Source organism: Neobacillus sp. FSL H8-0543, from assembly GCF_038592905.1.
Taxonomy (GTDB): Bacteria; Bacillota; Bacilli; order Bacillales; family Cytobacillaceae; genus Neobacillus.
This window is the reverse complement of the sequence record NZ_CP151943.1, coordinates 3,220,907-3,235,471: the sequence shown is the minus strand read 5'-3', so window position 1 is coordinate 3,235,471 and position 14,565 is coordinate 3,220,907. Positions and strand designations below refer to the sequence as shown.

Sequence of the window (14,565 nt, the reverse complement as noted above, 5' to 3'; positions counted from 1 at the left end):
AAAAAACACCCGACTATTCGGATGCGTACTTAATGATTCCATGTAAAAACACGGAGTATTCTCGTTGCAAGAGTTCTCTTACTTTGATTTTTCCTTCTCTTTCTAATTCGCTAATCCATTCACCAATCTGTTTTTCTTCTTCCTTTGTTGCCTTTGGAATTTCAATGGAAAACAGATTTCCTCGGCTTGCACTTTGGAAACTCTTCATTAAACCAACTTTATTCATTGGGTCAACCCCTTTATCTAATATTTTCGACATAATGGAGGACTTTTCCTTTAAAAACCAATTTATTTCTCAAAGTTTCATTCGACTAAATTCTACCTTTTTCTACTTGGATCATTTTAAAGAAAGTCGATAGGCTTTAACAATAATGCCATCATCGGCCGGTTCAAAGTCAAATTGAGGTTGACGGACAAAGCCAAGCCGTTCGTATAATCTAATTGCTCCTGCCATAAACTGCCCGGTATGCAGTCCAATAACATGGTAACCTCTCGCTCTTGTGCGCTGAATACTTTCAGAAACTAAGGCAGTAGCTACCCCCTTCCCCTGCATTTCAGGAGCTACAGCAAGCATTCGAATTTCAGGATAATCCAGTTCGTCAATAGCCCCTTCATAAGCATCCGTTTTAGCAGGGAACAAAACAACACTACCCACTATTTCCCCCTCTAATTCAGCCACAATCCTTTCGACACCAGGCAGGTTGTCTGCCTCCGATGAGATGGCCTGTTTTAGGGCATTCCAATGCTCCATTGGTATACTTTTTTTATGTTCTTCATAGGATTGGACTCGTTGCGATCGAATAAAAGATAATTCACTTTCATAGGCATCACGAATAATCAAAAGGCTACTCATCTCCTAATGTTTACTTTTTGTATAAAAATTTTTCGGTGTTAGTACTTAGTGCTTGTCGATTATGTTGGGATACTAAGCCAGACATATCCGGACCCTTTGGTAAAATCGTCTGCCCTTTTTGATCATTACTGGCAATATGATTCGATAAATGATAATGCCTTTTTATTGCATCGAAATCGGTCGTATCACCAAAACCGGTTGTTTGAAATAAATCACGCAGATATCCCCATAAGCTAGGAAAGTCAACTATACGATTTCGGTTTGCCTTGAAGGCAGAGTAATACGCCACATCGAAGCGGACTAGTGTGGCATAAAGTCTAACATCTGAATCGGTGATAAAATCACCGAACAAGAAACGTTGTTTCGCTAAACGCTGCTCCAATTCATCTAATCTCTTAAATAATGTGTCATACGCCTGCTCGTAGGCTTCTTGCGAGCGAGCAAAGCCGCATTTATATACACCATTGTTCACATCATGGAAGATGATATCATTTAAACTATCAATCTCTTCACGTAGGTGTTCAGGATAAAGATCTGGGGCATTTTCTTTGTGAAATGGTGCCCACACAGTCTCAAGGTAGTTTGTTAATTTAAAATAATCATTATTAACAACCTTTTGTTCCATTGTATCTACAATTACCGGCACAGTTGGGCGTCCTTCATAGTTCGGGTCTGTTTTCTTATAAATTTCACTCATATACTTAATACCCAATACCGGGTCCACACCATTTTCATCTATAGAAAATTCCCAATCAACATACGGGAGGTTGGGTCGCATCGGACTTGCCGTACCTAAACTGACAACTTCTTCCAACCCTAGTATTCTTCTAACAATTACAGAACGATGTGCCCAGGGGCAAACCGCCGACCATAAAAGCCGGTACCTGCCTGACTCAATTAGCAGCTCTCCCGGATTCTTTCCAAAAGGTGTGGTGAAGCTATTTTTTTGACGATTAAACGAGCCATCGGCTTTAATTTCTTTAACTAGCCCATTACGTTGACTGCTCGTTTCCTGCTCGTTTTGTTTCATGGAATCCACCTCTCATTTTGTCATGATATTAGCATTTTATTAAAATATGAGTTTTTCAATCGGTTTAATTGATTTTGTGTAATTCAGATTTGATTATACAATCAAAATACTAAAAATTCAAAATATAATTCATAGTTTAAGAAAATATCTCGGAACATAAAAAAAGACACTCAACATGTCGGGGTCCGTTAACTATCGCAAATATTAAAAATGTGATGCTAAATGACCTTCAAATTGTATGGTAATTTGGAGGTCTATTTTTGTTGACATAAAGGGATTTTAATAATTATTTTGGGAGAATTTGTAGTGCAATTTGTATATTAAAATGTGGGGGTACAATAGCCAGTGTACCACAGCAAAATACACTACATTTTTACTTACAGAAAAATATTTAAGGGTAGGCTCTGTTATAATTGAATGTTGATTGCACTGTATATGAAAAATAAACGGAAAAATTCCGGCTAAATTGGGAAATACCCATATTTCCTTAAAAATAAGGGGAGTTTTTCCGTTTATATTATCCAAGTCTTTGGATTTTGTCTTATTTAAAGCAGTTAATCGGAATATCTCCGCTTATATACGTTTCATAAGCTTCCCCTATATACATTAGCAGGAAATTCTCCGCCTATGAATTCTCATACCTACACAAAAAACGGTACGGAGAGGGCGGAAATGGGAGTAAAATTTGTAATTAGCAATTAAAAGCAAAAATAGAGTTAGCAAGGGTATAAACCCTTACGATTCTAATGTTTTTTAATCTCTCCAGTCTTACAAATTGCCCTGCATTTTTATAGTGCAAAAAGGATTACATTTTGGTTTGCATATTCCTGTGCAATTGACGTTTTGCGATAGGAAACGGAACCCGTTACACTCAACATATCTTTTTTCAAATATCTTATCAGTATTAATTGCCAAATAACCTATCAACTTCTTTTTGCAGTTCTGCTTCTAAAGGGAAGTTTGATTGAGAGCCTAAACTTTTAACGATATTAGTATAGTACCACCTTTGTTTCTCCTTACCTGCGTTAAACCTTTCCCAAACCTTGTCACCAAGAACCTCATAATCATTGATAATGGATCTAATATTATGTAACTTATCGGCACAAGCTACAGCGCGGATATCCTCTGATGCCGTTTTTAAAAACTCAATCGTATGTTCCTTCCGTTCTTCCCAAGAAAGTGACTTATCAGGCTCTGAACAACCAGCTACAATTTCAGCTATCTTGGTGCCAAATTCTCGCTGAATATCTTCCATCGTAACATCTGTGTCTTCTACCGTATCATGTAAAACCCCTGCTGCAATGAGTTCATCGGTGTATCCGGATTTCATCAAAATCATCCCCACCGCTACGGGGTGCGAGATATAAGGGATATCGGTATTCTTTCTACACTGGTCTTTATGTGCTTTACTAGCAAACTGAAGTGCCTTTTCAACTATGTCCATAAAATTCTACCCCCTACTTTTTGAAAAGTTTTGTATGTCCTTCATGTATGTACCCCCTATGTGAGTAAGCAAGTGTTCTCCTTTATTGTAAATTTATTCTGTCTTAATAAAAAGACCGTTGAGGGTCTTTTTTCCTCAACAGCCTCGCTTTTTAACGATCAGATCCACCAAAATGGGTTTCTTCTACGGTCACGGTCACGGTCACGGTCACGGTCATGGTCGTGGTCGTGGTCGTGGTCATGGTCATGGTCATGGTCATGGTCATGGTTACGGTCGTGGTCGTGGTCATGGTTACGGTCGTGGTCGTGGTCATGGTTACGGTCGTGGTCATGGTTACGGTCGTGGTCATGGTTACGGTCGTGGTCGTGGTTACGGTCGTCACGATCGCGTTTCTTTCTGTCATCACTTTCATCAAGAATAATGACTCTGTTTGCACGGATTACGACTTGATCGGCATCAATAACGATTCTTCTTCCATTATTACGATCTTCTACCCCTGCTACATCGTCTTCATCGGAACGATTACGTCTTCTATCATTTGCCATTACTATCCCCCCCTCTCACATATTTACATTAAAATATGCTAGTACCAACATATTGATTGGGTAAAAACGAAAATGGGGACAATTACCTTTATTTTACTTCTATGACAAAAACATCACTTGAAACTCCTTTTACAACAGTTTCATCTACTCATTTCAAACAAGAAAACTATATTAGAAAACCCAAATTGAATAAAAGCGCTTGCAATTTCTGTTCAGTATTCTATAATACCTGTATACAGGTATACATCATATAAAAAAAGGTGGTTTTATCTATGGCTGAATCAAAGGAAATGCTCTATCCAGAAAAATGGCATTCTAAAGCTTCTGCAGGTGATCGTGTAACTAGCGAGCTTAGAATGCGGATTATTTCTGGGCTGATTGAAAGCGGAACCATCCTATCTGAAAATAAATTAGCTACAGATTTTTCTGTTAGCCGGTCACCCATTCGTGAAGCATTAAAGAAACTGGCATCTGAAAATATCATTCGATTAGAAAAAATGGGTGCAGTTGTGATTGGTTTAACAGAAAAAGAGATACAAGAAATTTATGATGTACGGTTACTCATTGAAACATTTGTATTTGAACGGCTTGTAAAGCTAGACACGAATGAGTTAGTAAGAGAACTTAGTAAGATACTAGAAATGATGAAAGTCGCGATAAAATATAGTGATGCTGATGAATTTTCCTTTCAAGATGTTTTATTCCATGAAACAATCATTCGTGCGATTAATCATTCCTATATCCTGATGATCTGGAATAATACAAAACCCGTTATGGAGAGCTTGATTCTCCTATCAATGCGGGCGCGTATCGAGGAAAAGTATGATGATTTCACACGGGTTTTGGAAAACCATGGACTTTATATTGAAGCAATAGAGACAAAAGATAGAGAGCTAATGATTAGATCTTTACATCAAAACTTTGATGATGTTCAAGGTAAGGTTGAAGACTTATGGATGTCACAACAAATGCTTTCCAAAGGAGTCGAGCAAGAAAATGACTAGCTATATGTTAGGTATCGATATTGGTACGACAAGTACGAAAGCTGTTTTATTTAGTGTAAAAGGTGATGTTATCCAGCAAGAGAATATTGGGTATCCCCTTTACACACCAAATATATCGACAGCTGAACAAGATCCAGAAGAGATTTTTCAAGCAGTCTTACAAGCCATTTCAAAAATAACAAAAAACCATTCTGATAAAAATCTATCGTTCATTTCATTTAGCAGTGCGATGCATAGCATCATTGCCATGGATGAGAAAGACCAGCCGCTCACGTCTGTTATCACCTGGGCCGATAATCGCAGCGAAGCATGGGCACATAAAATAAAGGATGAGTTAAATGGTCATGAAGTATACAAACGTACGGGAACACCGATTCACCCGATGTCACCATTAAGCAAAATTGCTTGGATTGTGAATGAACGTCCTGAAATCGCAACCCGTGCTAAAAAGTTTATCGGGATTAAAGAATATATTTTCAAAAAGTTCTTTGATCAATATGTTGTCGATCATTCCTTGGCTTCTGCCATGGGGATGATGAATCTCAAAAACTTGGACTGGGATGAAGAAGCCTTAAACATTGCTGGAGTGACTCGCGAGCAGTTATCTGAACTCGTATCAACAACCAAGATTTTTAAAAACTGTCATCCCGATTTAGCGAAACAAATGGGTATCGATCCACAAACCCCCTTTGTCATTGGCGCAAGTGATGGTGTGCTTTCTAATCTAGGTGTAAATGCAATTAGAAAAGGCGAGATTGCTGTCACGATTGGGACAAGTGGTGCGATTCGAACCATTATTGATCAGCCGCAAACAGATGAGAAAGGCCGAATCTTTTGCTACGCTTTAACAGAAAATCACTGGGTTATTGGCGGGCCAGTTAATAATGGTGGAATGGTCCTACGCTGGATTAGAGATGAATTTGCTTCTTCAGAAATAGAAACAGCGAAAAGATTAGGGATTGATCCATACGAAGTCTTAACAAAGATTGCGGATCGTGTAAGACCAGGCGCAGATGGATTGTTATTCCATCCGTACTTAGCTGGTGAACGTGCACCACTATGGAATCCAGATGTGCGTGGTTCCTTTTTCGGTTTAACAATGTCGCATAAAAAAGAACATATGATTCGCGCAGCCCTAGAAGGAGTCATCTATAACCTATACACAGTATTCCTAGCGTTAACAGAATGTATGGAAGGACCTGTAACCCGAATTCAGGCAACTGGGGGCTTCGCAAGGTCAGAGGTTTGGCGCCAAATGATGTCCGATATCTTCGAATCTGAAGTAGTGGTTCCAGAAAGCTATGAAAGTTCTTGCCTTGGTGCCTGTATTTTAGGCTTATATGCTACAGGGCAAATTGAATCCTTTGAAGTTGTTTCTGAAATGATTGGCGATACCTACAAACACACACCTAAAGAAGAGGCTGCAAAAGAATACAGGCAATTATTGCCGATCTTTATTAACTTATCTAGAGTTTTAACAGAAGATTATTCACGGATTGCAAATTATCAACGAAACTTAATAAACACAACTAGATAAAACTTAGGAGGAAATAAAATGCCATTAGTTATTGTAGCTGTTGGAATTATAGTATTACTCGTATTAATCATGGGTTTAAAATTAAACACCTTTGTTTCATTAATCATTGTTTCATTCGGTGTTGCGTTAGCACTTGGAATACCACTAGTGGAAGTTGTCAAAACGATTGAAATGGGATTAGGCGGTACACTTGGTCACTTAGCGTTAATCTTTGGACTTGGTGCGATGTTGGGTAAACTGATCGCTGATTCAGGTGGCGCTCAGCGGATTGCCATGACTCTTGTTAACAAATTCGGAGAAAAGAATATACAATGGGCTGTTGTTGCTGCTTCATTCATTATCGGTGTCGCGTTATTTTTTGAAGTAGGATTAGTATTATTAATTCCAATCGTCTTTGCGATTTCAAGAGAATTAAAAGTTTCGATCTTGTACCTTGGTATTCCAATGGTAGCAGCATTATCTGTAACACACGGTTTCTTACCGCCACACCCAGGACCAACTGTTATCGCGGGTGAATATGGAGCGGATCTGGGTCAGGTTTTACTTTACGGTTTCATTATTGCGATTCCAACAGTTATTTTAGCTGGACCTATATTTACTAAGCTTGCGAAAAAATTAGTACCTGCATCCTTTACGAAAACTGGCAGCATTGCATCTTTAGGTGAACAAAAATCATTTAAACTTGAAGAAACACCTGGTTTTGGAATTAGTGTATTTACCGCTTTACTTCCTGTTATTTTAATGTCAATTGCTACAATCATTACTCTATTGCAAAAAACAAATGGATTTGAGGATAATACTTTATTAGCAGCTATCCGTTTTATTGGTGATGCGGGAACTGCCATGCTGCTTTCCTTATTATTTGCAGTCTATTCAATGGGATTAGCAAGAAAGATTCCAATGAAAGATATTATGAATTCTTGTACAACAGCTATTTTGCATATTGGAATGATGCTCTTAATTATTGGTGGAGGCGGAGCCTTCAAACAAGTATTGATCACTGGCGGTGTAGGTGACTATGTTGCTGAGCTATTCAAAGGGACCTCATTATCACCTATCTTGCTTGCTTGGATCATTGCGGCTATCTTACGTATTGCGTTAGGATCTGCAACTGTTGCGGCTTTAACAACTGCAGGTTTAGTTATTCCAATGTTAGGGCAATCTGATGTTAACCTTGCTTTAGTTGTACTTGCAACAGGTGCGGGTAGTTTAATCGCATCACATGTTAATGATGCAGGATTCTGGATGTTTAAAGAATATTTTGGTTTAAGCATGAAGGAAACCTTTGCCACATGGACATTACTTGAAACGATTATTTCAGTAGCTGGATTAGGATTTATTTTATTACTAAGCATATTTGTATAAGCCTTTCCCGGCAGAAAAACCAACACTTTCGTGGCGGTTTTTTTGCCTATTAATATGAATTAAAAGGAGTAGGAATATAGATGTTAAATACAATTGGTGTTATCGGTTTAGGAGTCATGGGCAGCAATATCGCTTTAAATATGGCAAGTAAGGATGAAAAAGTAGCTGTCTATAATTACACTCGGGATTTAACCGATCAACTTATGGAAAAAGTGGATGGACAACCTATTAAACCATACTACGAAGTTCAAGACTTTGTTCAGTCCTTAGAATCACCAAGAAAGATCTTTCTAATGGTCACAGCAGGCGCAGCAATTGACTCAGTGATCGCTTCATTAGTACCTTTTCTTGAGAGTGGTGATATTATCATGGACGGTGGTAACTCCCATTACGGAGATACAGAACGCAGGTATGATGAATTAAAATCTAAAGGAATTTCCTATTTAGGTATTGGTGTTTCTGGTGGAGAAGTGGGGGCTTTAGAGGGACCGTCTATTATGCCAGGCGGGGACAAAGAAGCATATGATAAAGTGGCACCAATTCTCACAAAAATTGCCGCTCAAGTCGATGATGTACCTTGCTGTGTTTATATTGGTCCAAAAGGTGCTGGGCACTTTGTAAAAATGGTCCATAATGGCATCGAGTATGCAGATATGCAGCTAATTACAGAAGCCTATACTTTTCTAAGAGAAAAGTTACATTTATCCGTGAGTGAAATTGCTGATATCTTTGAAACATGGAATCAAGGAGAATTGAAAAGCTACCTAATCGAAATCACGGCAGATATCTTACGTAAAAAGGATGAAGTAACTGGATTACCGCTTATTGATGTAATTCTTGATAAAGCAGGGAATAAAGGAACAGGTAAATGGACGAGCATTCAAGCCATCGATAATGGTATTCCTTCCTCTATTATTACAGAATCATTGTTTGCCCGTTACATATCATCGCTAAAAGAGGAACGATTACATGCCGAAAATATCTTAGCAGGTCCTGAAATGGAACAGCAAAGTTTAGATAAAGATTTGTGGATTGAGTATACAAGACAAGCGTTATATATGGGGAAAGTTTGTGCCTACGCGCAAGGATTTACACAATATAAAACATCCTCAGATCTTTATGATTGGAATCTGCCATTAAAGGATATAGCACTGATTTTCCGTGGCGGCTGTATCATCCGTGCAGAATTTCTAAATGTCATTAGCGAAACCTATAACAAACAATCTGACTTAGCAAATTTATTAATTGCTCCTTATTTTTCAGAAAAGGTTAAAGAATACCAATTAGGATTACGAAAAGTAGTTTGTGAGGGGATTAATTCCGGCATTTCATTTCCATGTCTATCTACTTCACTCACTTATTACGATGGGTATCGGACAGGTAATTCTACTGCCAACCTTTTGCAGGCTCAGCGTGACTATTTTGGTGCCCATACGTATGAACGAAAGGATACGCCAGGAGTCTATCACACAGATTGGCAATGATTTAGCCTATGGCCAAATGTTATAATTTAAGAAAAATCATCCTGTAGAATATGCAGGATGTTTTTTTATGAATAAATGAAAGCCAAACTAATAAATTCTTCGTCTAATAGATAAAGGGTGGTAAAGGGGTGTGATTGGTTGGAGACTTTAGTAAAGAAAGCACAGAAAGGCAATGACAAAGCATTTTTAATATTATTTCAGAAATATGAGCAAGACATTTATCGCACCGCTTTTATATATGTAAAAAATCAAAGTGATGCACTCGATGTGGTGCAAGAAACGGCTTACCGTTCCTTTAAATCTATCAAAAGCCTCAAAGACGCTAACTATTTCAAAACCTGGTTACTGCGTATTGCGATTAACTGTTCCCTCGATTTATTGCGAAAACAAACGAATATCGTGCAAATGAAACCAGAGCTAGATGACATCGTATCAGGAACAGTCGATGAAGATGTAGCTTTAGAAATCACAATGCGGGATTTAATAGATGGCTTAAAAGAGTATGAAAAAGGCGTCATTATTTTAAGATTTTACGAAGGTTTGACAATAAAAGAGGTATCGGAAGCACTAGATATTCCGCTTGGTACAGCAAAAACCATTTTATACCGCGCGTTAAACAAACTCCGTAAAGATTTGAAGGGAGCTGGTAGCTATGAGCGATAATATTAAACAAGAAATAAGTAAAATTGAAATTCCAAAAGAGTTATCCAAAAGAAGTAAACTTGGGGTTGCAAAGGCGAAAGCTGAAATACCGACAAAGAAAAGGAATTGGATAATAGGTATCGCATTGGCAGCTAGCTTACTGATTGCCTTTGGCAGTTATACTGTTTATAAAAACTCATCACAAAATAACAATACATTCAGTGTTACCAAAGATGGCGGTATCCAAATTCCAGCACTAATACTTCCTAAGGACACCTCAGCCATGAGTATGATTGGTCTGATTGTGTTCAACGGAAAAATATATACGCAGACAGCAACAGAAATTGATGAAGAACGGGCAAAGGATTTGCTAGGAGAGAAACTTGGAACAACAAAGTCCACCATTGATGAATGGAGTACACAGGATGCCTATGCTGTTGAGTTCGCCTCAACCGTTGGCGAACTCGATGTGTATACGGTTAGAGGATATAGCAAGGATTATCGGATCATAACCTACTCCGAACAGGACGGCCATTCCGAAATATTCGAGGCATTAAACGGTATAACGGTATATAGTGGTCAGGATATTTTTGAGAAACTCCATCTGTCCGGTAATATTGTACATGCGCAATATAGATATTTTAGTGATTGGGACAATAGCGTAGAAAATTATTATCCAATCAAAGATAAGGAACTACTAAATTCCTTTATTGAAGCTCTGAACGAAACGGTTCCACATCCCTACGAACGTGTGGAAGCTGAACTTGGTGATTTTAGGAATGACGAAAACTACAGAGAGCTCTCGCTTCATCTTAAGGATGGCACGAAAGTAAATCTAGTAGTACTCAAGGACGGTTACATTCGATACGGCTACTTAGATGTTTATTTTAAAATGGAGAATGAGACATTCTCAAAGATATGGCAATTATTATACGGTGAATAACAGCTAACGGACTATAAACATATATAAAATCACACATAAAAAGGCGAATCTAATGAAAGATTCGCCTTTCCAAATTATATTAATCCTGTCATGTCCAATAGTTGACGAAGACCTACTAAAGCAAATCCTCCTAAATATCTATAAGCAATTAAACCGATGATTGGTGAAAAGTCAATCATACCAAAAGGCGGGATGAATTTCCTGAAGATTCCTAAGTAAGGTTCAACAAGTCTGCTAATGGTTTCGCCAATTTTTGATTGTGAAAATCTTGGAAACCAAGAACCAAAGATTGATATTAAAATTAACCAATAATAAGCATCATAAACCCACTGTCCAATTTGTAAAATAAAAGAGCCCAATATTCACTTCATCCTGTCTATTAAAAATTTTTATCCACTTTTTATACGTTCTACACCCAATAAGGTTTCAATAATATTTTTCAGGGTGTACTTATAATTAATCATACACTAAGACGACCTCATCCTGCACCTTATATGCTTTTACAATGTAAGCGCAATCCTACTTTTTCTACTCTAAACTTTAAACCTAACTAATTAGCACCATTCTCATCTACCTTTTTCCACCTACAACTCCGTATTTCCTTGCCGTCATTCTCCAGATCATTAATCCGCAGTCAACCACTGAAACGGTAAATCCCATCCAATTATTTAAATAGGAATAGGCAATGTTTCCACAAATAGTTGTAGGGAGTACTTCCTGTTTTATGTAATCGTTAGTTGCTTCAAATGTCTCTTTTTCGAATTGATCCTTTGTTTCGCTTGTCTGTTGGGGTTCAATAATTGCTTCGATCGACTTCTGGGGCTCAACGAATTTTTCAAGTGGCTCCTCTGTTTTCTGCTTTTTAATATAGAGGTCTTCGGCAGCAGTGATTCCAGACATGGAAGTCATCGCTTCAGATATCACCTTTTTTAATCCATCATTCGAAAATTCCTTAATTGAAATCCAGCCCCGAGCATCCACCTTGTATTCGTTACTTACTTCCTTAGTCATATACTTACCGATTACATAGCCGTTTCCGCTTGGCTGTAATTGTTTTGCTAATACTTGTCCCTTTTGCTTACTATCCGGATAGAGAAAATTAACTTTTCCATTGCTGAATTTCTTTTCCTTTAGCTTAAATAAATGAAAAATCGCCTTTTTTTCTTCGAAAGATAACATCTGAATTTAGACCCCTCTCCGATAAAAATTTCATCACTCGTTTAAGTCCTTTAGCTAATCCTATTACCTATCTATAAGCTTTTCTAAATATTACCTTTATTATAACAAGAACCTTGCTCTCATTACGAGCAAGGTCCCTTTTCTTTCATACTGATTCATGAATTCCCAGGAATCTTCAACCTGTTTCCTGATTGCTTTTCAGCTGTGTATAAATTTTTTGATAGGTTGCTGCTTCACTTAATAGTCCTTTATTCTGATACATTTTACTGATTTTCCTAACTGGTGATGGATCTTGGGGTTGAAGTTCCATTTCCCAGAAGAAACAATCGATTGCTTTATCAAATTGTTTAAATTCGGAATAAAGATCACCCAGCTCCATCATCCGGTCCGGATCCTCTACCAATTCGACCATTTCATTTATTTTCCGAATAACGGTTGAATTGGGAAGCAACGCCTGTATGGGCAAGAGCTTTTCTTGAACGGTTTTAAGGTCATGTTCTTTAAGCAGGCTAACCGCAAGTTGGGAGATTCTTTGTTCAGCTTGCACTGGATGTTTACCACCTGGGAGCTGCCCCAGTAATTTTATGAAATGGTCTAAGTGTGCAGTTACAAACGCCGAATCTGAATTTTCCCATACAACTCTGAGAATTTCATCATAAGACTGCGGTAAATCATCAATGAAATTTAATAAAAGTAGAGCCGCATTTTGGTAATTTCCTTTTTGTAGCATTTTTTCAATAATCGATTTTGCCTCAGGTAATTCCCGAAATGGATTGATGTTTATTTGACCTAATAGGAGGATCCATTCCTCCACAGTGATAAACTGTAACGCAATATCTGTTATCTCTTTAATGGAATTTAGATTTTGAAGGTTTTTAGCATTTTCCAACCAAAGCAGTAACACTAATAAACGATCCTGTTTAGTAAGAATATCTTCTAAAAACACTCGTTCATCAGGTATTGATCGGTTCTTGAAGCAATGAATTTCAACAAAGAGTGGATCTTTTTTATGAAGCAAAGGTAAATGAGGGGGACTGTACAAGCTGTGATAAGAGTTGAATTCAAGTGAATCTAAACGGTCGGCTGCCGATTTCAATCCAGGTGAAAAGTCAGATAAAAGTCGGGCAATTTGGAAGGATTTATAGAATTCGCCGCTTCTTCTATAATGAGAAAATACTTTTTCAATAACCTGTTCCAGCTGATTCTTTTCAAAAAACGAGTCAAGTGTAGTCGCTATATATGCCATTTCTCGCAGCGAATAATCATTTTGAAGGTGAGCGAAGATTTTATTTTTATTTGGTATTGAAAGGGATAATTTGGGGAGTAATGCGGTTAATAACGGATGAGGAGATTCTATACAAATACCTTCATTGAATGCGTTATAAATAAATGATCCTGTTTCCACGGTTTCAAGCTTTTCACCATATATAAGGGAATTTTTATAATATATAAAATAAAATCGTTCATTATCTGCTGTCATCACATCAATCACTTTGCTTCTTGCAAAAATGGCTGCACGAACAACTTTTCCTGTTACAACCTTCTTTTTGTCTTTTATTGTGATTTCAGTTGGCTTACAAAGTTCATTGAACATTTAACTTCGCCCCCTAGGATTTTTTCTATACTAATTATATCATATGTCTGAATAAGCGTGTATGGCTACATGTTACCAACACTTACGATCTCAAAAAGGGGGAAACTAAAAAGTTCAGAAAGTTTTCACTATTACCACCCCCTCCTAACTAGTATTATTAAACTATGTAAGGCCTTTCATACAAATTCCTAGGAGGAACCAACTAATGGCAAAAGCAATTAAAGAGTATTCTTTAGCAGACTTAATGGATAGAATTGAGGAGATCTTCAATACAAATCCCGGGGCCATTCGCGGCTTTAACGCTATTGTTCAATATGATGTTCACGGTGAGGAAAAAGGAACCTACCAGCATTTCTTCCAGGATGGAAAACTAACGATTAAAGAGGGTGTGTCGGCTACGCCCCACGTTACGATGCAATTGTCTTATGATAGCTTCAAAAGGTTTGTCTTAGGAAGAATGAGTGGAACCTTAGCTTTGTTGACCGGGAAGGTTCGTGTAAAAGGCGATATTAGTACAGGGTTAAAAATTGAATCAATTCTACATAGATATCATATTAGGGAACCGTTTTAAAAGAAGCAAAAAAACTCAGAAAATCCATAACGGGTTGTGTTACTTGTCGCAACAAATAAAAATGCAATCCTTAAGCGAGCTCCTTAAAGACAGTTCACTAGTTTCCTTGTTGGGTTTTGTCCTTAAGACAGCTCCTTAAAGACAGTCCACTAGTTTCCTTGTTGGGTTTTGTCCTTAAGACAGCTCCTTAAAGACAGTCCACTAGTTTCCTTGTTGGGTTTTGTCCTTAAGACAGCTCCTTAAAGACAGTCCACTAGTTTCTTTGTTGGGTTTTGTCCTTAAGCGAGCTCCTTAAAGACATTTCACTAGTTTCTTTGTTGGGTTTTGTCCTTAAGACAGCTCCTTAAAGACAGTCCACTAGTTTCTTTGTTGGG

Annotated in this window: 15 protein-coding genes; 7 read left to right on the top strand and 8 right to left on the bottom strand. The window is 37.8% G+C overall.

Going from position 1 to position 14,565, the window contains the following annotated elements:
- Nucleotides 1–13: 13 nt before the first annotated feature.
- The 5 genes from NSS81_RS16060 to NSS81_RS16040 all read right to left on the bottom strand — a co-directional run bounded on the left by NSS81_RS16060 (nt 14) and on the right by NSS81_RS16040 (nt 3,872).
- Nucleotides 14–226: a hypothetical protein gene (locus NSS81_RS16060; protein WP_342429685.1), complete on the bottom strand. Its 213-nt coding sequence runs from the start codon at nt 224–226 to the stop codon at nt 14–16.
- 111 nt (nt 227–337) lie between these two features.
- Nucleotides 338–841 carry a GNAT family N-acetyltransferase gene (locus NSS81_RS16055; protein WP_342429684.1) on the bottom strand — a complete coding sequence of 168 codons (504 nt, stop codon included), beginning with the start codon at nt 839–841 and terminating at the stop codon, nt 338–340.
- Between the two features lie 22 nt (nt 842–863).
- Nucleotides 864–1,883, bottom strand: a complete 1,020-nt coding sequence (locus NSS81_RS16050) for a glutathione S-transferase C-terminal domain-containing protein (RefSeq protein ID WP_342429683.1) — start codon at nt 1,881–1,883, stop codon at nt 864–866.
- A gap of 904 nt (nt 1,884–2,787) precedes the next feature.
- Nucleotides 2,788–3,327: an HD domain-containing protein gene (locus tag NSS81_RS16045; RefSeq protein WP_342429682.1), complete on the bottom strand. Its 540-nt coding sequence runs from the start codon at nt 3,325–3,327 to the stop codon at nt 2,788–2,790.
- A 158-nt stretch (nt 3,328–3,485) separates the two neighbouring features.
- Nucleotides 3,486–3,872: a hypothetical protein gene (locus tag NSS81_RS16040; RefSeq protein WP_342429681.1), complete on the bottom strand. Its 387-nt coding sequence runs from the start codon at nt 3,870–3,872 to the stop codon at nt 3,486–3,488.
- A 272-nt stretch (nt 3,873–4,144) separates the two neighbouring features.
- Between NSS81_RS16040 and NSS81_RS16035 the strand changes: the two genes are divergently transcribed.
- The 6 genes from NSS81_RS16035 (at nt 4,145) to NSS81_RS16010 (ending at nt 10,847) form a co-directional block, all read left to right on the top strand.
- Nucleotides 4,145–4,876 (top strand): GntR family transcriptional regulator, encoded by a 732-nt coding sequence (locus NSS81_RS16035; RefSeq protein ID WP_342429680.1) that lies wholly within the window; start codon nt 4,145–4,147, stop codon nt 4,874–4,876.
- The gene (gene gntK / locus NSS81_RS16030; protein ID WP_342429679.1) at nt 4,869–6,413 is read left to right on the top strand and encodes a gluconokinase; all 1,545 of its coding nucleotides are present in this window, start codon (nt 4,869–4,871) and stop codon (nt 6,411–6,413) included. The genes NSS81_RS16035 and gntK overlap by 8 nt, the downstream gene beginning before the upstream one ends.
- A gap of 18 nt (nt 6,414–6,431) precedes the next feature.
- Nucleotides 6,432–7,778, top strand: a complete 1,347-nt coding sequence (locus NSS81_RS16025) for a GntP family permease (RefSeq protein WP_342429678.1) — start codon at nt 6,432–6,434, stop codon at nt 7,776–7,778.
- An 80-nt stretch (nt 7,779–7,858) separates the two neighbouring features.
- Nucleotides 7,859–9,262, top strand: coding sequence for a decarboxylating NADP(+)-dependent phosphogluconate dehydrogenase (gene gnd / locus NSS81_RS16020; protein WP_342429677.1), 1,404 nt, complete (start codon nt 7,859–7,861; stop codon nt 9,260–9,262).
- Nucleotides 9,263–9,400: 138 nt separating this feature from the next.
- A complete protein-coding gene (locus NSS81_RS16015) occupies nt 9,401–9,925 on the top strand; it encodes a sigma-70 family RNA polymerase sigma factor (RefSeq protein WP_342429676.1) in 525 nt (174 codons plus the stop codon).
- Nucleotides 9,915–10,847, top strand: coding sequence for a hypothetical protein (locus NSS81_RS16010; protein ID WP_342429675.1), 933 nt, complete (start codon nt 9,915–9,917; stop codon nt 10,845–10,847). Before NSS81_RS16015 ends, NSS81_RS16010 begins: the two co-directional genes overlap by 11 nt.
- A 74-nt stretch (nt 10,848–10,921) precedes the next feature.
- Here NSS81_RS16010 and NSS81_RS16005 read toward each other — a convergent pair whose 3' ends face one another.
- From NSS81_RS16005 to NSS81_RS15995, 3 genes are all read right to left on the bottom strand, one after another.
- Nucleotides 10,922–11,206 carry a YggT family protein gene (locus tag NSS81_RS16005; RefSeq protein WP_342429674.1) on the bottom strand — a complete coding sequence of 95 codons (285 nt, stop codon included), beginning with the start codon at nt 11,204–11,206 and terminating at the stop codon, nt 10,922–10,924.
- A 211-nt stretch (nt 11,207–11,417) separates the two neighbouring features.
- On the bottom strand, nt 11,418–12,026 hold the full coding sequence (locus tag NSS81_RS16000; RefSeq protein ID WP_342429673.1) for a hypothetical protein: 609 nt from the start codon (nt 12,024–12,026) through the stop codon (nt 11,418–11,420).
- Between the two features lie 175 nt (nt 12,027–12,201).
- Complete coding sequence (locus NSS81_RS15995; RefSeq protein ID WP_342429672.1) at nt 12,202–13,620, bottom strand: hypothetical protein; 1,419 nt, start codon at nt 13,618–13,620, stop codon at nt 12,202–12,204.
- 205 nt (nt 13,621–13,825) lie between these two features.
- Between NSS81_RS15995 and NSS81_RS15990 the strand changes: the two genes are divergently transcribed.
- Complete coding sequence (locus NSS81_RS15990; RefSeq protein ID WP_342429671.1) at nt 13,826–14,191, top strand: SCP2 sterol-binding domain-containing protein; 366 nt, start codon at nt 13,826–13,828, stop codon at nt 14,189–14,191.
- The last annotated feature ends 374 nt before the right edge of the window (nt 14,192–14,565 follow it).